The 19,944-nt window shown below is 47.2% G+C and carries 18 protein-coding genes; 12 read left to right on the top strand and 6 right to left on the bottom strand.

Features of this window, described 5'->3' with window-relative positions; genetic code table 11:
* Positions 1-71: 71 nt before the first annotated feature.
* Positions 72-1,505 (top strand): serine hydrolase domain-containing protein, encoded by a 1,434-nt coding sequence (locus QMG91_RS19785; RefSeq protein ID WP_281831631.1) that lies wholly within the window; start codon positions 72-74, stop codon positions 1,503-1,505.
* 374 nt (positions 1,506-1,879) lie between these two features.
* On the opposite strand, the gene QMG91_RS19780 is transcribed toward QMG91_RS19785, so the two are convergent.
* On the bottom strand, positions 1,880-3,178 hold the full coding sequence (locus QMG91_RS19780; RefSeq protein ID WP_281831629.1) for an aminotransferase class I/II-fold pyridoxal phosphate-dependent enzyme: 1,299 nt from the start codon (positions 3,176-3,178) through the stop codon (positions 1,880-1,882).
* A gap of 143 nt (positions 3,179-3,321) precedes the next feature.
* Here QMG91_RS19780 and QMG91_RS19775 point away from each other — a divergent pair, with 143 nt between their 5' ends.
* The 7 genes from QMG91_RS19775 (at position 3,322) to QMG91_RS19745 (ending at position 10,924) form a co-directional block, all read left to right on the top strand.
* Entirely contained in the window at positions 3,322-4,212 is an 891-nt protein-coding gene (locus QMG91_RS19775; protein WP_281831627.1) for a dihydrodipicolinate synthase family protein, read from the top strand.
* 25 nt (positions 4,213-4,237) lie between these two features.
* Complete coding sequence (locus QMG91_RS19770) at positions 4,238-5,455, top strand: MFS transporter (protein WP_281831625.1); 1,218 nt, start codon at positions 4,238-4,240, stop codon at positions 5,453-5,455.
* Between the two features lie 278 nt (positions 5,456-5,733).
* Positions 5,734-6,861: a FecCD family ABC transporter permease gene (locus QMG91_RS19765; protein WP_281831623.1), complete on the top strand. Its 1,128-nt coding sequence runs from the start codon at positions 5,734-5,736 to the stop codon at positions 6,859-6,861.
* A 49-nt stretch (positions 6,862-6,910) separates the two neighbouring features.
* Positions 6,911-7,894: an ABC transporter substrate-binding protein gene (locus tag QMG91_RS19760; protein ID WP_281831621.1), complete on the top strand. Its 984-nt coding sequence runs from the start codon at positions 6,911-6,913 to the stop codon at positions 7,892-7,894.
* On the top strand, positions 7,878-8,651 hold the full coding sequence (locus tag QMG91_RS19755; RefSeq protein ID WP_281831619.1) for an ABC transporter ATP-binding protein: 774 nt from the start codon (positions 7,878-7,880) through the stop codon (positions 8,649-8,651). The genes QMG91_RS19760 and QMG91_RS19755 overlap by 17 nt, the downstream gene beginning before the upstream one ends.
* A gap of 32 nt (positions 8,652-8,683) precedes the next feature.
* Positions 8,684-9,469 (top strand): class I SAM-dependent methyltransferase, encoded by a 786-nt coding sequence (locus QMG91_RS19750; RefSeq protein ID WP_281831617.1) that lies wholly within the window; start codon positions 8,684-8,686, stop codon positions 9,467-9,469.
* Positions 9,470-9,712: 243 nt separating this feature from the next.
* Positions 9,713-10,924, top strand: coding sequence for an acyltransferase family protein (locus QMG91_RS19745; RefSeq protein WP_281831616.1), 1,212 nt, complete (start codon positions 9,713-9,715; stop codon positions 10,922-10,924).
* A 90-nt stretch (positions 10,925-11,014) separates the two neighbouring features.
* Here the strand turns inward: QMG91_RS19745 and QMG91_RS19740 are convergent, their stop codons facing one another.
* A complete protein-coding gene (locus QMG91_RS19740; RefSeq protein ID WP_281831615.1) occupies positions 11,015-12,319 on the bottom strand; it encodes a serine hydrolase domain-containing protein in 1,305 nt (434 codons plus the stop codon).
* A gap of 103 nt (positions 12,320-12,422) precedes the next feature.
* Here QMG91_RS19740 and QMG91_RS19735 point away from each other — a divergent pair, with 103 nt between their 5' ends.
* Complete coding sequence (locus QMG91_RS19735; RefSeq protein WP_281831614.1) at positions 12,423-13,310, top strand: LysR family transcriptional regulator; 888 nt, start codon at positions 12,423-12,425, stop codon at positions 13,308-13,310.
* A gap of 101 nt (positions 13,311-13,411) precedes the next feature.
* On the opposite strand, the gene QMG91_RS19730 is transcribed toward QMG91_RS19735, so the two are convergent.
* Positions 13,412-15,334 carry an amidohydrolase gene (locus QMG91_RS19730; RefSeq protein WP_281831613.1) on the bottom strand — a complete coding sequence of 641 codons (1,923 nt, stop codon included), beginning with the start codon at positions 15,332-15,334 and terminating at the stop codon, positions 13,412-13,414.
* A gap of 172 nt (positions 15,335-15,506) precedes the next feature.
* On the opposite strand from QMG91_RS19730, the gene QMG91_RS19725 reads away from it, so the two are divergent.
* Positions 15,507-16,397 (top strand): LysR family transcriptional regulator, encoded by an 891-nt coding sequence (locus tag QMG91_RS19725; protein WP_281831612.1) that lies wholly within the window; start codon positions 15,507-15,509, stop codon positions 16,395-16,397.
* A 67-nt stretch (positions 16,398-16,464) separates the two neighbouring features.
* Here QMG91_RS19725 and QMG91_RS19720 read toward each other — a convergent pair whose 3' ends face one another.
* Together QMG91_RS19720 and QMG91_RS19715 are read right to left on the bottom strand one after the other, a co-directional pair.
* On the bottom strand, positions 16,465-16,659 hold the full coding sequence (locus QMG91_RS19720) for a hypothetical protein (RefSeq protein WP_281831611.1): 195 nt from the start codon (positions 16,657-16,659) through the stop codon (positions 16,465-16,467).
* A 15-nt stretch (positions 16,660-16,674) separates the two neighbouring features.
* Entirely contained in the window at positions 16,675-17,232 is a 558-nt protein-coding gene (locus QMG91_RS19715) for a hypothetical protein (protein WP_281831610.1), read from the bottom strand.
* A 259-nt stretch (positions 17,233-17,491) separates the two neighbouring features.
* On the opposite strand from QMG91_RS19715, the gene QMG91_RS19710 reads away from it, so the two are divergent.
* The gene (locus QMG91_RS19710) at positions 17,492-17,683 is read left to right on the top strand and encodes a hypothetical protein (protein ID WP_281831609.1); all 192 of its coding nucleotides are present in this window, start codon (positions 17,492-17,494) and stop codon (positions 17,681-17,683) included.
* Between the two features lie 65 nt (positions 17,684-17,748).
* On the opposite strand, the gene QMG91_RS19705 is transcribed toward QMG91_RS19710, so the two are convergent.
* Positions 17,749-18,270, bottom strand: a complete 522-nt coding sequence (locus QMG91_RS19705; RefSeq protein WP_022589896.1) for a DUF2058 domain-containing protein — start codon at positions 18,268-18,270, stop codon at positions 17,749-17,751.
* A gap of 106 nt (positions 18,271-18,376) precedes the next feature.
* Between QMG91_RS19705 and QMG91_RS19700 the strand changes: the two genes are divergently transcribed.
* Positions 18,377-19,762: a multicopper oxidase family protein gene (locus QMG91_RS19700; RefSeq protein ID WP_281831608.1), complete on the top strand. Its 1,386-nt coding sequence runs from the start codon at positions 18,377-18,379 to the stop codon at positions 19,760-19,762.
* Positions 19,763-19,944: the final 182 nt, after the last annotated feature.

The following is a 19,944-nucleotide window of genomic DNA, read 5'->3' as shown; positions in this document are numbered from 1 at the left end:
TTGAGCATTCAAAGTTCAATAGAAAACCCGTTTTCTATATCTTAAAAAATACTGACTTTTGTGGGGATATTATGATGCGAATACCTTCGTCTTTGACATGCCTGAATTGTACCCTTACCGCGATCCTGACCGCAGCTTTGCCCTTGGCTGCCAACGCTCAGGAATCGAATGACACCGACCAGTTTTTGGGATTGTATACCTCCAAATTCGATGGATTACCTCATATAAAATTTTATCGCGACAAAGAGAAACACTACCTGCTTACCGCTTGGGGAAATGAGCCCATCGCTATTTCGCAGAATGGCGAATTCCATTCTCAACTCGAAAACACTGGCACCAGAGGGCAGTTTAAGAAAGGGGCAAATGGGGAATACAGACTCGCATCGATCACTTATTGGGGCAACGAATTGGATCTTTATCGGGTTAAAGACGCCACAGGCGAAAAGTTGGTCGAGAAGCTCTACCAGACACCGTGGATTCAACCTCTCAACTCAAAGCAGGAATGTAACGATGACTGGCTAGAGAAAGATGAGAACCCAGTTTATGACCGCGAAAAGCTCTCGGCACTTTACAAGAAGTTTGATGACAACGCGCCGTTATATCAGCACACCACCAGCTTATTGGTAATGAAAGACGGCAAACTGCTGATTGAAAAATACCGGAACGGTTGGAAGCGCGACTACCCCCATTCAATTCAGTCGATAACCAAAAGTCTGACCTCCCTTGCCACGGGTGTTGCCATTGAAGAAAAGAAACTGAAAAGCATAGATCAGCCTATCGCTAGTTTTCTTCCCAAGTATTCTGAATACCTTCAGGGTGACAAAGCCGCTATCACCCTTAAGCACATGCTTATGATGGGTTCCGGTCTTCAATGGGACGAATGGAGCATTCCCTACACTAACCCAAACAATCCACGTTCAAAAGAAATGGCGAGCTATGATCCGCTCGAATTTATCCTGAGCCACCCTCTTTCCGAAAAACCGGGGACCAAATTTAACTACAACGGCGGTAACGTGACGGTAGTAGGAGAAATCATCGCTCGGCAATACGACAAAGAATTCCTGACTGAAGCCATTTCCGATTCCGCGTTATCCAAGCTGTGCTTCATAAACGGTTATATCTCGGGACAAATGGGATACGTAAGCAATGCCGCTGGCGGTGGCTACCTGCGCCCACGGGATATGTTAAAACTTGGCATATTGGTCAATGACGATGGTAAATGGCAAGGTGAGCAGCTTGTTTCGAAAGAATGGATTAAAGACTCCACTCACAACCATTTAAAAATAAACGCAGACAGCAGGGCTTATGGCTACTACTGGTGGCTGGACGAACACTTTGTGGATGGCAAAACCTACAAAGCCATTTATGGCATAGGGCACGGCGGTCAGATGGTTGGTATAGTCAAAGAACTGGACTTAGTGGTTGTTAAAACTGCCACTAACTACGCCAATCGATATGACGATATACATATAATGCAAAACGACATTATTCCAATATTCAAGTAATGAGAAATTAGCTGAATAACCAGACTGGCTAACTAGGGTCTGTTGACCTTTCGAGCTGATTTTTGCAGCTATTTGTGGGTTCTTTATACAAGGCAGCGCTTATTCGGTGTAGTCGCTCTACATCAATAAGCGGTAACACAGTAGAAAGGAGCCACAAATGCTGCCCAAAGGGTTCGGTTCTATGCGCTTTACTCTTTGTTGCAAGGTATTTGCTTAGAATGACTAAGCTAAAGACCTTGCGCCGCGATTAAAACGCATAGAACTCGAACAAAATTTAACCGCGAAAGGTCAACAGACCCTAAGATTGAAAGGGGTGAAAGAGCCTGATTTGTACAAATCAGGCTCTTTCGTATTCATGATTGTGGCAATACGTTTTACAGGCAAACCGAAACAATGTCCTCAGCCAGCCGTTGGGCTTGTTCCTCATCCAACTTAACTGTGGTAATGCGCAGCCCCTTAGACTGACCATCAATATCGTACAGGCTGCCGGGTCTGACTAGCCAGCCCATCTTAGAAAGCTCGTAAGCGGCTCCCTGTGAATCCCCATTAACAGGCACCCACACGTTGACGCCTTCAATATCCTCAGAAACTGACAACCCATTTTTTGCAAGAGCGTGAATCAGCCACAGGCGACTCTGGCGACATTTCTCACTGGTATCGGTAAGCTGCTTTTGAACAGTTTCAGACTGTAAAGCAGTGAAAACCATAGCCTGTAGAACGCGGCTAACCCATGTCATCCCCGGTATCAGGCGGCTTTGAAGCCGGCTTGTCGTAACCGGATCCGCAGCCACAAATGCTAAACGGAGATCCGGTCCCAACCCTTTAGAAACCGAGCGGTACACCGCCCAATGCTGCGTATTATCTGCGATCAGATTCTGGTACTCACTGGTAGAAAGCAGAGCGTAGTGATCGTCCACCAGCACCGGAACATTCGGGTAACGGGCAAGCACATCGCGAATTTCTTTGGCTCGCGCTTTGCTGTAACAGCACCCCGTCGGGTTTTGAGCTCGTGGTGTGAATAGTACCGCCCGCGCTCCTTTTTTAAGCTGAGCGTCCAGTTCTTCTGGCAGCATACCTTCGCTATCCATACTGACCCCTACAGAGATCATTCCAGCCAGTTTTATCGCATTGGCAGAGCCGAGATAACAAGGATCTTCTACCGCAATTTTATCGCCGGGCAGTAGGTGCGTAGCCAGCAAGCGTTCCAATGAATCAACGGCTCCACCCGTGATTGTGAGCCCCATTTCCTCGGGGCAATCTGCCTTGAACCACTCACGACCATAGTCTTCTACTTCCGGCAAAATAGACGATTCGCCATAAACAAACTGCTTAAAATCACTTTGCTGAGCAATCTGGTTGAGATCGGGAAGCCACTCTCGCTTTAAGTTACCGTCCGCAAGATCCACCAGTTGAGTTTCTGTTATTCCGTCGTGCTGACCTGCTGTTTGTCGGGCTTTGACTCTGGTCCCTAGCCGACCTTTTGTTTCCGCCAAGCCCGCTTTTACCAAGCGTTGATACACGCTGGCAACCGTATTTCTGTTCACACCAACTTCTTGCGCGAGCTCCCTTACTGGGGGTAAAGCGCCCCCCTCTTCCAGCTCTCCAGAGGCAATAAGCGACCTGACCGACTCAAAAATTTCTTGGCCAGTTTGTCCTTTTATCTTGATCTTCATCTTTGTCCTATGACAATATACAAATCGAACTATGACAATAAATATTTAGCACTATGACAATGATACCATCTTGATCTTGTCTTTGCAGAGCGATGCATTCAGCCAAATATTTCCACCCCTAACGCCTAAAGGAATACGCGAAGATGTTTACCGGATTAAGTGCTTTCCCAATCACCCCTCTCACTCACGACCGACTCGATCCTACTGCCTACGCCAACATCATTGGTCGTCTGGCAGACAGCAAGGTCGATTCAATCTGCGCCCTCGGTTCGACTGGTTTGTACCCCTACTTAAACGCCGAAGAAAAAGGTCAGGTTATCCGCGTTGCCGTTGAACATACCGGAGATGTACCTGTTCTGGCAGGCATTGGATCATTAAGGTTAAGAGACGTGTTAGCGAATGCCGAGCAAGCTGAAAAGCTTGGTGTAAAAGGTCTTCTGCTTGCCCCTCTCTCTTATCAACGACTGACCGAAGAAGAAGTGTATGAGCTGTACCGACGTGTTGACGAACAGGTTTCTGTGCCGATTTGTGTTTATGACAATCCAGTCGCTACCCACTTCACGTTCAGCGACGAGCTGCATTCAGAAATCGCCAAGCTGAAAATGATTCAGTCGATCAAATTCCCGGGTACACCTTTTGTAGAAGCTGGGGAAAAGCGCATTCAACAGTTGAAAGGTATTTTGCCTGCGGATGTGTCCATAGGCGTTAGTGGCGATGCATTTGCCGCTTCTGGGATCCAATCTGGCTGTGATATCTGGTATTCCGTTCTAGCGGGTCTGTTCCCTCGCACCGCGAGGCATATCTTCCACCGCGCGAAAGAGTGCAATTCAGCACAAGCCAAAGCGCTTTCACAAGAGTTTGAACCTCTGTGGGATCTGTTTACCCAAAATCTGGGAGGAATGCGGGTCATGGCAACCGCAGCAGAAATACTGGGGTATGCCGAAGCGCCTTGTTTACCTGCTCCGCTTACTGGTCTTAACCCCGATTCACGTGCTCTTCTTCGCAACCTCATTTCTGAATTGGAACTGAGCTAGAACAAACGAATAGTGGAGCATAAGTATGGACGGTATAAGTAAAATGCATCACGAGCCTGAAAACACTTCTGCTCTGCTGATTCTGTTCGCTATTCTTGCCATTTTTGGGAGAACAGCAACAGGCGCCGCCACAGTCGGAGTGTTGATTCTGGCGGCTGAAAATGGGATTAATGGGCATCAGATAGGGATACTTGCTGCCTGCCTTACCGCTCCGCATTTGTTAGGTCCCATTTGGGGGCGCTGTCTGGATACGGCTAAAGACTCTCGCACGCTAATTGCTTTTGCTGCCTGTTGCTATAGCCTGTTTTTGGTTCTGGCAGCCCTATCTTTTCCTGCTCTTCCTTACCCAGCACTGGTTGTCATTTTGATCGTATGTGGCGGTTCTGCCCCCTTTCTGATGGGAGGCATCAGCGGGCAACTCAACCTCGCTTTCAAAAATCAGCAGCACATAAGAAGAAAAGCGCAGGGATGGGATGTCGCTTGCTATGCCATAGGCACCACTATCGGTCCCCTGTTAGTGGCTTTTGTTGCCAAAACCATCAACGCTCAGGTCGCCGTTGCTGCCATTGCCGTCATGCCTTTGGTTACTGCTTTTTTGGTGATGAAGCTTCCCAAACATGAAAACAAAGTCAGTGGTGAACAAGCGGTACCCACTGTCGCCGTGGTCGCAAAACAGATTCTTCAAAACGGTCCGTTAAGCCGCACACTCTATCTGACGATGATCACTTCTTTCTCTCTGGCGGCATTGCCAATCTGCGCTATTTTTCTGGTATCAGACTGGCAGCAGGAACCCGCCAGTGCCGCAACACTCGTCAGTGGGTATGGCATCGGAAACTTGCTTGGTTCTATGTTTTTAATCCGGTGGCCGAATCAAAAAGAAGCCGACCCTCAAATGACCATTTCCGCGCTAGGTGTTGCTTTCGGGATCTTACTTATCGCCACTGCAACGTCCTATTCACTCGGGCTTGGTGCTTATCTGATTTGCGGCATCGCCAATGCCTTTTTCTTTGCATCTACGCTCGCAGCAAGAACCGAATACGCACCTTCACAAAGTGCATCGCAAGTCTTCATGTGGATTGCCGCAATGAAAATAGGCGCGGTCTCGGTTGGCAGTTATCTTGCTGGTCTGCTGGCAGGGCAGTCACCCAGAATGACGCTCTGGGTCAGTTTACTGATCATCATTAGCTTCGCGATCATCAGTATGATTCACAGACGCTTGGGCAAACCAAAGCAGGTCGGCTAGCTATGGATAAAACCCAATGTAATACACGTTCGAAAGAACAGTATTTTTCAGGCTCATCACTCTTCATTTACTAACATTTCTCCCATCAAAAAATCTCACTTTTAAAACAATAACTAAGATAAACAAGAGACCTTCACCCCAATATTACTTGTGTGCTTTTCTCTATAATTAAATTGTTATGTTATAACAATTTAATTGATATTGATTATCATTCTCACCACTGTTAATGTCATTTATATCAACAATGACCGAGATAGGATGAATGAGGAGCTGGTCGTATGTTTTCTGAAGTGAAGGGCTACTGGCACAGGTGGAACGGAAAGCATGCAAAGGCGGCATCACATCATACGGACGGCGCCATTTTCTCTGGTTCCCACGCTGACAGCCGCGCCTTATTTTACGCACTGGTCACGTTCACTGTAATGGTTTGCGCTGCGGTGTTCTCTGCGGCAACCGGAACAGTGTCTATCGAGCCTCTAACGGTGCTTAAAGTTATCTCTCACCACATAATAGGTATTCCTGAAAAACCGACGTGGTCTGCCCATATCGATGCCATTGTCTGGCTCGCTCGTATGCCAAGAATAATTATGGCCATGGCTTCGGGGATGATTCTGGCGATTGCTGGTGCGGTTTTACAGGCGATTGTGAGAAACCCATTGGCCGACCCTTACATTTTAGGCGTGAACTCAGGGGCTTCGGTAGGCGCAGCACTCATACTTTCCGGATTTGGAGTTTCAGTAGCGGGAGGATTGTACCTTTCGGGTGCGGCATTTGTTGGCGCTATTCTGGCAATGCTGCTGGTGCTTTTGATCACAGGAACATCCAGAGCCAACTCTTTCCGACTCATCATGGCTGGGCTCGCAGTGGGTTATGGGCTGAATTCTGTAACTAGCTTCCTGATCTTTGCTTCGGATTCTCCTGAGGCGTCTCGCTCCATCATGTTCTGGCTTATGGGTTCTCTTGCCGCTATTCACTGGGAAACAGCAATCATCACTGGCTGTAGCGCACCCGTGTTTTACCTTCTAATCCGAGCATTTTCAAAACATCTAGATGCTATCGCTTCGGGAGACGAAACCGCGATCTCTGTCGGTGTGTCAGTGGAAAAGACCCGCCTGATTTTAATGGTTATTGTCTCGCTTGGGATAGGCGTTGTGGTGGCAGGGGCTGGGAGCATAGGTTTTGTAGGGCTGATCATTCCGCACTTTGCCCGAAAGCTGGTGGGGTCAAATCACAGCGCCATGTTATTGGTTTCCGCTTTTCTGGGCGGCAGTTTTCTGCTCGTAGCAGATATGGGGGCACGTCTGTTGTTTGCGCCTCATGAAATGGCCATTGGTGTATTAACGGGAGTAGTAGGCGCACCGTTCCTGCTACTGATATTACGTTCAAGTAACTCGCGAAAAGTTTAGGGTCGATGACCCAGTACTCACTTATCTCTTTTATGTAAGGAAATTAAAAATGAAAAGGATGATTGGCAAGGTTTTCTCAACCTCAATCCTTGTATTTGCGGCGCCTTTTGCCGCAGTGCATGCGGGCTCTTTCCCTGTTCAGGTCGAAAATTGCGGCGTAAATGTCACGATTGAGAAGTCACCGCAACGCATATTTTTGGTGAACAACGACAGCATTTCTCTGCTTGAACAGGTTGGGATGCTGGATCGAGTCATCGCAAGAACCGCCGAACCCGTGGAAGGCGTATACAGTGAAGACACCGTGAAGACTATTTCTGAGGTCCCCATCGTCAGTAAAAAGCGTAAAGATACGGGCGGTTCGATCATCACGCTTGAATCGGTATTAGCCTACAAACCAGATTTGGTGCTGGCGCCGGAATCATCAATAGACAGAGACCTTCTACTCCAAAGCGGCATCCCGCTCTATTCACCACCGGCTTACTGTAAAAACAGTCAAAACCGACCTTCAGGTGAAGCCAATTTTCAGCGCGTGTTCGAACGAGTCAGAGACTTTGGCAAGATGTTTGGTGTAACCGAGTTAGCAAAAAGCAAAATCAAGGAACTGTCTAAGCTGATTGACTCATTTGACGACAAAGAAAAGCAGGTGCACGGAACGGCTATTGCCATTTATGTGGCGGCATCGGGAACATTGTACCCCTACGGCACTGCAAGCATGGTCACGCCCATATTTAAAACCGTAGGCTTAGAGAACGTATACGGAGATGTAAAAGAACGAGTATTCGAAGCCAGCATCGAAGACATACTTGGTCGCAACCCAGAAACCATCGTGCTGCTTTACTCCCACAGCAAAGCTGAAGATGTAATTGCCGCATTCAAACGAGTGAGCGGCACACAGGCACTTAGCGCAGTGAAAAACAACAGAGTGATTGCGCTGGAATTCGCTTTTACCGATCCACCGACACCGCATTCAATTTTAGGGACAACCCGATTAGCCAAAAAGGTATCTGAGCTCGGTCATGATCACAGCCACTAACCTTTCTCTTAAGCTGGAAGGAAAGCCAGTCTTAAAGAACATTCACCTACGGGTAAAAGCCGGAGAAGTCATTGGGATCGTCGGTCCCAATGGCTCCGGTAAAAGTACCCTACTTCGGGTTTTATCTGGAATCCAGAAGCCAGACGCAGGTTCGGTGACGATAGGCGATACCAGTATCCTGAAGAAATCGAGAAGGCAAATGGCGCAGATGGTGTCTTTTTTGCCGCAAGAACGCCCTGTCGATTTCGGGCAACGCGTTTTGGATTTGGTATTGCTTGGTCGGTTATGCCACAGCGGTCTGTTTTCTTCTCAGAGCAATGCTGATCTGGATTATGCCATGGCAGCACTGGATAAGGTCGGGCTGAAGTTATCGGCTTATCGAAAGTTGTCTGAACTCTCTGGGGGGGAAATTCAAAGAGCGTTAATCGCACGAGTAATCTGCCAGAACAGCACATGCATGTTGCTGGACGAGCCCACTAACCATTTGGATCTCCACTACCAGTTTCTGATTCTCGATTTGCTACGGGAGCTTAAATGCACCGTCATTGTGGTTCTTCACGAACTGAATCTCGCTTCCCGATATTGTGACAGAGTCATTCTTTTGAACGAGGGGGCGATTCATGCAGAAGGTCATCCAAAAGACATTTTTACCCAGGACATTCTGGCACCTGTTTACAACATAAATGTCTCCCGCTTTGAAACCGAATCGGGATATGTCCACCTGGTGGTTTCAGATTCATTAAAGAAAGCGATTTAAGTTTTATCTTCACTTCTAAGAGGTTTAGTGAAATGAGTAATATTGAAAACGGTGTCAATGATGCATTGACATTGTTACAACGGTGGAACGCTCAGCAAACAGGGTTTATAGAACTCCGACCGCTCAAGCTGAACATCATGAGCAAAGTTGTAGAGCGTGTGGGAGGGGAAAACCCAGTGATTCTGGATCTTGCATGCGGTCCCGGTTCGCTCTCACACGCCATACTTCAGACCAATCCAAATGCCAAGATAGTCGCGGTCGATAAAGACCCGGTATTGTTGTCGATTGCGCGAGATGTATTTGCCGACGATCAACGGGTAAAAGTTGTCGAGGCTGATTTGGATCTCCCCGACTGGAAAAATGCGGTGATGGAGGCGTCAGGGCAACCATTCGATGCGGTTGTCAGTGCAACCGCATTGCATTGGCTACAACCAGACGTCCTGACCCGAGTCTATTTTGAGCTCGCAGATATGGTCCGACCCGATGGCATTGTGATGAATTCCGATCATCTTTTCTACGACGAATGTTCTCAGCCACGTTTAAGGGCGTTATCTGATCAGTTAGAACGTGAACACGAAGACACCAGCTTTAGCAAAGGTGATATTGATAACTGGGATCAGTGGTGGGAAGCCGCCCAGTCAAACCCAAATTATGAAGAAGCCGTCAGACGTCGGGAAGAAATCTGGCATGGGAAGTTAGACCCAACCCCTAAAGTGACGCCAAACTTCCACCTTTCCACACTGCGAAGCGCTGGATTCCGAGAAGTTGGAATTATATGGCAGTACTTTAATGATTTGATTGTATGTGGGTATCGTTGAGGGTAGATATCTTAGTTTAGCGTTAAGGATAATATCTCCTTAACGCTTTGTTTTTTATTGGTCAGAGCCAGAATATTTTGGTACCTAACTAATCGAATCTGCTGGAAGAAATGATGCGAAACAAGCAAAGTTGGTAAATGTATTTACCCCACTCCATTAACAATCCTTAATCAAACGTCAGTTTAGTTTTTGCTATAGGTTTCGCACACTTACGGCACTCCAATTTTAAATGCAGGTGTCGATATGACTGCCGCTCCTCCTCGCCAATTACCTTTACTGACCCCATTGAGAGGGTTTGCCGCGCTGTTTGTGGTTTTCTTCCATGCTCGATTGATTTTATTCCCCCAGTGGAAAGACCCTATTGCGAGTTACACGTACTTTCTTGAGAACAGCTACATCTGGGTGGACCTGTTCTTTATTCTTAGCGGATATGTGATGGTTCACGTTTACCGTGATGCGTTTAAAAAAGAGGGCGTGACGTTTTACAACTGGTGGCGCTTTATGCACCTGAGATTTAGCCGGGTATATCCGCTGTTTCTGGTGACACTGCTGGCGCTAATCGGGTGGGAAAGCTACAAAGCGGTGCACGGCATTACCTTCTATGCAGGACCACTGGCAGAATCATGGGGCATGATTGGTCAACAGGCGTTTGAAGGTCCTTTCAACCACGCCAGTTCCATTTTCGCTAATCTGTTGATGCTCCAGAGTATCGATAACTCTCCGGCGCTCAGTTGGAACATTTCGTCATGGTCGCTCAGTGTCGAGTGGATTATCTACTGGTTCTTTCCTTTGATTGCATCCTGCTTTTTGAAAACTCGTGGTCGCAGCTGGGCGGTGCCTGTTATCGCTTTGCTTCTGATTTATAGCCTGATTGTTCAGGGCAACACGCTGGATTACACCAAAGGCGAATTTGCGCTTTGCCGAGGCTTAAGTGGGTTTGTTCTTGGAGCCTGGCTATGTCACAGCGGTGCTCAGGCTCTGTTTTCCAAACTTCAGGGCGGTATATGGATATGGGGCATCATTGCTGGAATCGCGGTTTCAATGCATGTGAAACCAAGCCCATTGAGCTTAATGAGCACTTACATTCTGTTTGCGGCATTGGTTGGGGTCTCGGCGGTGCAGCGCAACCCGAAACAGTTACTGACGAGAATACTCGACAATCGAGTCACTCAGTTTTTAGGGGATATTTCTTACTCAGTTTACCTTTGGCACGCGGTTTTAATACTGGCGGGTACAGAAGTGATTCATTACGTTGCGCCAGAATCTTTGGCATGGTGGTATCAGCAAACCAGTGTAATGAGTGGTTTGGTCGGACTAATCGTATTTTCTGGCGTGACGATTTTGGTCTCAACGCTGAGTTATCGTCTGATTGAACGACCAGCCCAACGCTGGCTTAGGAAAAGAGCCAAGCCTGTCGAATCAAGTTCAGGTAACCTCAGTTCACCCACCCCCTAGTTGAATACTTTCTATTTGAAAAAGACAAGGCAGCCTTTTGGCTGCCTTTGTTATTTATTGTTTATCATTCTTCACGGTTTCAGATTCTAACTACAGTGATTCTGCCAGTGACTCAAAAGCCTCAAGACGCGCTTTTGACGTTTCACGGGCGGCATTGGATGCACTGTCTGCTGACGAGAAGGTAGCAATCACTAAGTTCTTGTCCTGATTGATATATAGGAACTGACCGTAAACCCCACGGAACGTTGCAATGTGCTTTTCTGAGTCATGCACCCAAAGGAAGTTTTTGTACCCTTCAAGGTGAGTATCATAAACCGCCGCGTCTTTGTCTTTGTATACGCTGGCCATCATGTGCTTGTTCTCATCTTCGGTGATGTTAAAGCTGTCTTTAACCCACTTCTCAGAGAAGACTTGTTCTCCGTTGTATTTTCCGTTGTTCACCATCGCAAGACCAACGCGTGCAAAGTCACGAAGTGTTGTGTTGAAGCCGCCTGTTGCAACAGCGTTGTAACTCAAATCTGCCATAAAGAAAGCATCGTGCTCGACACCAAGTTTGCTCCAAAAATGCTCGGCGAAAAACTTATGTAAAGGTTCCCCTGTCACTCTGGCAATCACCCAGCCTAAAACATCCACATTCGGGCTGTGATATTCAAATTTTGTGTTTACCTTTAGCCCATTCGCCTGCTCAAACAGGGGCAGGTATCCCAGCACATCGCGAGGTTCTTCTGCTTTCGTTGGGTCTAATGCCATTAAATCGTAAGCGGGGAAGAACCCAATTCGACGAAAGTACTCGGTATGCACTTCACCTGGAGTCATTGCTACGTAGTCTTCACTGTAATTAAGCGCCGACGTCATATTGAGAACAGTGCGTATGGTTTGCTCACCAAAATGCGTTCCTTTGAGCTCTTCAACATACAGCCCAACTTTTGCATTTACATCGATCTTACCTTGTTCGACAAGTATTCCAACCGCCTGACCCACAAGTGATTTTGTTGACGATGCCCACAAATGGTGATCTTTGGCGGTGAAACCCTCAAAGTATTCCTCATGTAAAACCTTGCCATTCTGAATGATGATGTAGCCATCTGTATGATCATTGATCATCGCCTGGCGGAAGGTCATCTTCTCATCACCGTAAGTGAACTTGTGGTTTACGATGTCTGGGTTTAAGGCTTGAGGGATCTCGGCAATGATACCGTCGCGCGGCACCATCAAAGACGGATGGATCCCCATATTCTGGAACGCCCAGTGATTGTATGGTGTTTCCGAAAAGTTACTTAGTGTCACTTGCTCTTTGGGTTGAGCCGGCACTGTGGACATCGGATTCACGTTCTCTGCAACAGAAATAGAGGAAACTGAGCTCGCAACCATTAGGGTAATAAGTGATCTTTTCATATCGAATCTCCGCTGACACTTTAAATCGTACAAGCAAAGAATAACGTGCTATTTTCATACATATAAATCCAAAATGTACGCTTAAACAGTACAAATAGCCTTTATGATTTCAATTGAACAAATCTCATGTTTCACCGCGGTATACGAGCTCGGGAGTTTCAGCGCAGCCAGTAAGAAATTGGGAAAAGCGCGTTCGACAGTTCGCGAACGTATTAACGCACTTGAAGATATGATGGCAATGACGCTATTTACTATTGAAGGTAAACAAGCGCTCCCGACCGACATCGCTCATCGGCTGTACCCTCGTTCTCGGTTACTTGCTCGTCAGTCGCTGGAATTCGAAAACATCGTTCTCTCCGCTTACAAAGGGGAACTGAGCAATATCACGGCCTATCATGACAGCTCCATCCCAATCAGTTTGCTGCTTAATATTGAAGCGGAGATAAAGGCTCAGTATCCCGATGTCACCCTAAACTGGCTACAGCGAGACAGATACCATTGCCTGAATGAAGTGGAAAACGGTGATGTGCTATTTGCGATTATGCCTGGACTGGGTAACCTGCACCCGAATACAGGGATAGGCAACATTAACTTAGGGACTTATCGCCTTGGGGTCTACACCGCTGCGGATTCATCCATTCCTGATGTTCCTATTTCTTTATCTGAAATAGCGACTAAACGTCAGCTCGTCGCCGAAAACGATGTAAATAACGCCCTTCGCCATACCAAATTGAGCAGTGAAATCGAAATCGTGGCTTCACGATCACTACTGATGGAAAAACTAAAGCTGGGAGGTTGGACGGTATTGCCAGTGGACGATATGAAGCGTCTGAACAGGCATCGTGAGTTTCGTGCCGTCGATCTGGTTGAAGTACCATCACTACTCAAACAAGATTGCATTTTGTTTTACAACCTGTCATCGGAAGCCTCGGTACAGGAAAGCAATATTCTGAAGCTGATTTCGCATGTGTGTAAAGATATGGATATTTAAGAGCATTCAATGTTCAAAAGCCCGAAGTGAAATGGACGATATAAACAAGGCAGCCGTTTGGCTGCCTTGTTGTGTTAAGGGCTTTATTCAGAGTGAGCTACCTATTGGCTTGCTTCCGCTATGGCTTGTTGGAACAGTAAGCTGGTCGCGCAGAATTCCTCATGGTGTGCCTGACCGGGCAACATGGCGAGGGTTCTCATTACTCGCTGATTGGTGGCACTTAGCGCCATCCCTGAGTTGCTGTTTACTATTTCCGCCACAACCCCTCGGTAGACAGTTGCTTCGACTTCAATCTGATTGATGGTTTTCGGGTTCACTGTGTAAGGGTTGCTATCCAGAATGGTAAAGTCGGCGTATTTGCCCGGCTCTATCGTTCCAATGCTGTCTTCTAGCCTTGCAGTGTATGCTGCGTCAATGGTGATGGCGCGCATGGCTTCGTCTACTGAAATTCTCTCTTGCGGTCCCATAATGCTTTGACCTGACAACCCAATGCGGTTCACTGCAGCCCATACCAAATACAGAGGCTGTGCCGGAGCCATAGGCGCATCGGAGTGCAGCGACAAAACGCCACCAGCGTCTATGAATGAACGGCCACGAGACATTTCTTCAGCTCTCTCTTTGCCGACACCGAATTCACTGTATTGCTCGGCAAGCACATGGGTATAGAACGGGTTCACACTGAAGTTCACGCCAGACTCCACCGCTCTTGGAATATCATTTTTGTCGGTGATGCCCAAATGATGAAAGCTGGTTCGGTGGTCGGTTCTTGGGTGCTCTTTGTTAAGGTTCTCTACTACCTTTAATGCACTTTCAAACCCCAGATCTCCGTTGGCGTGAATCACTACGGTGTAATCGTCCTGCCAGTAAGGACGCATGCTGTCTTCCAGTTCTTCTGGCGTTTGTAACCACTCACCTTCATGGCCGTCGGTATATCCGTCTTTAAGCTGCATTAACTGGCTGTACATGGCTCCGTCTGAGAACAGTTTGATGTAGTTCGGCAACCAGCGAATTTGCTCTGTTTCTTCAAATGTTTGGGTTTGCCCTTCAGCGATGGCTTTGCCTTTTTCTGCGTTGTAACCGCCCATTGAATAGGTGAAGTTACCAGCAGGCATGAGCCAGTAGTCCATCGGGAAATCATCATTAAGAAGAATATCGACCATCTGTTGGTACATTTCTGGCGTCACAATCACACCGGGATCAACAGCGGTTGTAATGCCACCTGAATGTACATAATCACGGGTTCGCTCCATGCCAATGGCAAAGAAGCCATCTTTAATTAAGTAGCTAAGCAAATCACTCAGGATGATTTTTCCACCGTTTTCATAAGCGTGCCCTTTTTTCCAGTCCAGCTGATCATAAGCTGCGCCTTCTCCTGTCCAATCTTCTTCTGTCCAGCCCAGCATTTCAAGAGCGGCATCGTTGAAGTAGAGCTCATGGAAACTGCGATGCCAGACAATGATCGGGCGGTCTTCTGAAATACTGTTCAGCAGGGTTTTGCTCATCTCCTGACCGTGGAAATACTGGTGGTAACCCCACGTGATCAGGGTTTCTCCTTTAGGTGTTTTCGCTTCAATGTCGATCAGTTTTTGTTTGTAAGCATCGGCACCCTGAACACCTTTTACATCGCCCCAGGGCAGTTGCCAGTCGGCGGGGGTGATGAACTCTGTGCCTAGCAATATACCGCTGAGCCATAAGTGGATATGAGGTTCAACAAAACCCGGTGTCATCACCTTATCGGCGAACTGAGTATTCAGCCTGACATCCGGGTGCTGAGCATATTTTGTTTTCAGGTCGTGTTGGTCACCAACAGCCAGAATTTTTCCGTTTTGTACCGCCACGGTATTGCTGTCTACTGGGGTGTTCTCTGCCAGAGTGATCAGATCTTTGGCAACATAGAGTGTGATTGGGCTATTGTGGTCAACGTTGGTGTTTATCTGGGGTTGTTCCACTTTATTGCTCTGAGTGCAGCCAATCACCGCCATCATGCTTAATGCCACTGCTGAGTATCGGATTGCTTTTTTCATATTTGCACCTGTTATCTAGAGGTTTCCGACCTGAAAAATTTACTCTCATCCACGCATATTGAGAGCTGAATCCCGACTTTGGATATCGGGAGGATTTACCAGAAGGTTAACAATATAAATTCGTTCAAAATAATGCATTATGATGGGTATATTCCTACATTATGGAGCCACTATGTTTTCCTATGATCATCTCACTGCTTTCTGCGCCACCGCCGAAGAAGGCAGCTACAGTCAGGCGGCGCGTCGTCTGGGGAAAGACAGAACCACGGTGCGGGAACAGATCAAAGCCATTGAAGACAGCTATGCCATTACTCTGTTCAATATTGAAGGCAAAAAAGCGGTGATGACGCCTCAGGCAGAGGCTTTCTACAAACAGGCAAAACTGGTGGTTCGTAGCAGTGAAGCGCTGAATTCACATATGATGAACAGCTATCAACAAGTGTTTACCCACTTCGATATCTACCATGATGCTTTGGTGCCAACGACACTGATCGCACAGGTGGAATCAGCGTTTACTCAGCGCTTTCCTCACATTAAGCTGAACTGGCTGCACCGCAATCGCGACGAAATTCTTGAAACGGTGTCTACCGGAACACATCAACTGGCACTTATGCAATATCGACTGACCAGTGACATCAAAGTCCCCTATCGGTTTCTGAATCTGGGTTCGGAAAGCTTTATTGCCTGCTGCAATCCTAAGCATCCCCTTGCCAACAGCAATATCGCCTCGATAGAAGAACTTAAATTAGAGAAGCAATACATCACCGAAAACCTGTACGACGCCATCCCCGATTTGTTTGGTGTGTCCCCGGATCTTCGGTTCGTCAGCAATAACGATGTGCTCATCGAACTTCTGAAGCTGGGCGGTTGGGCGATTTTGAGCAAAGCTCAGGCACAACCCTATCTGGACAGAAAAGTGCTGGTAGAAATTGCGATAGACGAGGTTCTGTCGCCGCCTAGATCCGGCATAGCTTTTTACTTTCCCGTTGCTCTGGAAAAAGAAAAAGAAGTTCTGCACATCAAAGAGATCTTATCCCTTTACGCCAAAAAACATTTCACCTGAGAACGAATACAAAAAAGCCCAGCGGGAGATACAAGCGCTGGGCGAACCTGCAAAAAGGGGCAGAAATCTAAAAGAACCACTTCACCCCCACCTCAGCTTTCAATTCGTAGTCGCCATCTAGGTGGATACCTGTCGGGGTGACTATGTTTGCCGACGCGTATTGCAGTTTGGTCATCAGCCACTGGGTTCTGTCGGTTTTCAGGGGTGCATTAAACATCAGGTTATAAGCGGTGGATTCCATCTCAACGGTGTCTCCACTCACAGTGAAGTATTCCGGTCAGGCTTGAATAAAGGCTCCGTTATCCCCCATCGGGATGGTTGCAAAAACATTCAGCATGTAGCCTTTGGCAGACTCACCAAACACTTTGCCTGTGGTGTAATTCACGTTTGGAAACACCATGATTCCTCCTGTGTAATCAGGATTGATGGAACCAATCGCCCCTATGGAATACAAAGTGGTGTCAGGCAGCCCCTCATTTCTCTGATGGATGATGTCTGCCATAAACCCAACTCGGGGGAACAGGGTATTGTCTATGCCTGATACCTGAAAATACTGAGCACGGGAACCCAGATAATCCGCCCCTAATGTATCCTTTCCTGCTTTCGCCTGGCTGTCGCCAAAATTGGCTTCAAGAAAACCACCAAACTGAATGTTTTCTGTCCATGCCCCTGTAAGCATTGAAGACAGACGTACATCGGCATCCGATGTAACAAATACCGCAGCCTGGGTATACACACGGGTCAGATCCGACGGATCAATCGTCTCTGTTTCTTCGGCAATAACATGAAGGGTAAAGGCAGAGGTGGCGATGGCAGTCAGAATGTGTTTTTTCATACATGCTCCTACTTGGTTCAATAGGTAAGCATCCTTACTGACCTGAAAAGTGGCACTCAAATCTTGAGAGTCAATTTAGCAGGGCATTTAAACTCAAAAAACATCATAATGATTGGTAAATTCCAACATTAAACCACGACAAATAACCTTGTTATTAATGCGTGTAATGTTGGATTTCATCCCTCATATCTGATTATGCAACCGGTAGAATTTGGCGTAGATTTTAGTCGTTGTAGATTCCGTTCATCTGGAGGCTGCCATGACCAAATCCAATCAGTTCTTGCTCGCTTTGATTTCCATATACGCCACAGTAGTGGCTTACGGATTTTATCTGGTGAAAAACCAGATTCCGGCAGAAGCCCATCAGACGATGGTTGAACAACCCGCTCAACCGACCATTCAAGCGATCAAGAATGTGCATCATCGCCTGACAACACCAAGACAGCAGTAATAGAAAAGCAGCGTTTCCGCTGCTTTTGAAGTGACTGAGTTAGTCTGGATAATTCAGATTGGTGATTACCACATCAAATCGTCTGGCACGACGAAATCTTTGTACGGATCGTCTTCCGCTGGAATCTCTTCTTCTGCCGATTTATTTTCGATGATCGATTCTTCATCTCGCATGGCGATTTTCTTCGCTACCGCAGATGGGATAACCACGTAACCGTCTTCATATTTTGCGACAGAAAGAATGCCTTTAAGCAGTTGATCGCGAATCAGCTGTTCCACATAAAGGGATTTGATCAGCTTGCCATCGGTAAAGTTGTATTTGATGTCGCCATCTTTCAGATCCAGCTTGTTCATTTCGATAAGCTGCTTCACCTGAGCACGAATTTCTTTATTGAGCTGCTGCTCTTTCTGCTGCTGGTTCAGCTCTTTGTCGCGTGCTTGTTGCGCCGCTTTGTTCGCTTCTGCCGCCGCTTTGGCTTCACGAGCCTGTACGCGAGATTTTTTCGAACCTTTTTTCGCTTTCTTGAGCTTCTTCTCGTTCACCAAGCCGGCTTTTAGCATTTGCTCTTGAAGGGTTAATTTAGCCATGATCAATCCAATTCATTAAAACTCCCAATAGTTTAACCAAGGCACCATTGGAAGAAAACCAATTGTGTTATCGTTTCTGCCAAGAAGCCTAAATCAGGAATCAATCATGGACATACAAAGACGCAAGCTCTTGCAGGCGGGGCTGGCATTGCCCGCTATTTTTGCTTTACCTGCCTGTACCGTGACTAAAGCCAGCCACAGCAAAAAGACAGGCTGGGTGTACGAGCTGACTGCAGAAGAAACCACCGCTGAACTGGTAGAAGGATTTCAGACTGATGTGATGGGGTTCGATGGCAAGATCCCCGCCCCGACTCTAAGATGTCGCCAGAATGAACCCGTCACCATAATTTTCACCAACAAACTGAAAGAGCCAACCACCATTCATTGGCATGGGCTGCGTATCCCTATTGAAATGGATGGTGTGCCTTTCTTAAGCCAGCCGCCAATTATGCCCGGGGAAACTTTTACCTATACCTTTACGCCACCGGACGGCGGCACATTCTGGTATCACCCACATGTGAACAGTGTGGTTCAGCTCGGTAAGGGGTTGGTGGGTGCCATCATAGTGGAAGAGGAACAGCCCGTTGAATTTGATGAAGAACATACGCTGATTCTGAAGCACTGGCACATCGATAAGCAGGGTAACTGGAAGAAACTGATGATTCCGCGCTACAGCGCCCGAATGGGGACTCCGGGTGAATGGGGAACCGTGAACGGCAAGCACCAGCCTGTTTATCAGCTAAAAGAGAACGCCACCACGCGCCTGAGAATCGCCAATGTGGATAACACGCTTACTTATCCCATTGTGGTTGAGGGTGCGGAAGCCTGGGTAGTTGCGATTGATGGCAACCCAATCAAAACCCCTTATAAGCTGAAAGCACATAAAATCAGCCCGGGGATGCGGGTGGATCTGGCGGTACACGCGCCTAAAAATGGCGAACGTTTTTATGTCCAATATCTGAAGGGAAAATTCCCATTCCCACTTTGTGAGTTCGAATCGGTCGCATCAGACATTGCCGTGAACAAGCCGTTTCCTAAGCTACCACTCAACCCCGTTCCTGAGCTGGATTTAGCTAACGCAACGGAAATCGATTTTGTGTTCGAATGGGAAGGCGCTATCTCACCCACCAAGAAGAATGGCAAGGTGGACACCAAATTCTGGCTAATGAACAAACGGGCTTGGGAAGGAATGAGTAAAAACAACATTCCCGCACCGCTGGCTACGCTGGAATATGGCAAAACTTACATCTTCAACCTGAGAAACGTCACGCAATACCATCACCCGATTCATCTGCATGGTCATACATTCACGGTATTAGAACTGGACGGCAAAAAGATCGAAGAACCCTTCCATACCGATACCGTATTGCTTGGCAAAAACGGCAAAGCACGCGCTGCATTTGTTGCGGATAACCTCGGTCGCTGGATGTATCACTGCCATGTTATCGAGCACATGAAAACCGGGCTAATGGGCTACATTGAAGTCGTATAAATCGCGTTTTCAACCGTGAAATTATCATCCGTCGTTTGGCAACCATCTCGCCAGACGGCGGCTGTATCAGGATTCAGACACCAAAATAAAAACCCTCTAATTGCGCCGCCTTCCCTGAACCAAGCTCACATGTTAGTGATAAATACATTAGCAATTTATAACTGACCTGCCGCATTATAAAT

The sequence above is a fragment of the Vibrio nigripulchritudo genome, assembly GCF_027924785.1.
Classification (GTDB): Bacteria; Pseudomonadota; Gammaproteobacteria; order Enterobacterales; family Vibrionaceae; genus Vibrio; species Vibrio nigripulchritudo.
The sequence above is the reverse complement of the archived record's forward strand: the minus strand, read 5'-3'. Positions and strand labels throughout refer to the sequence as shown.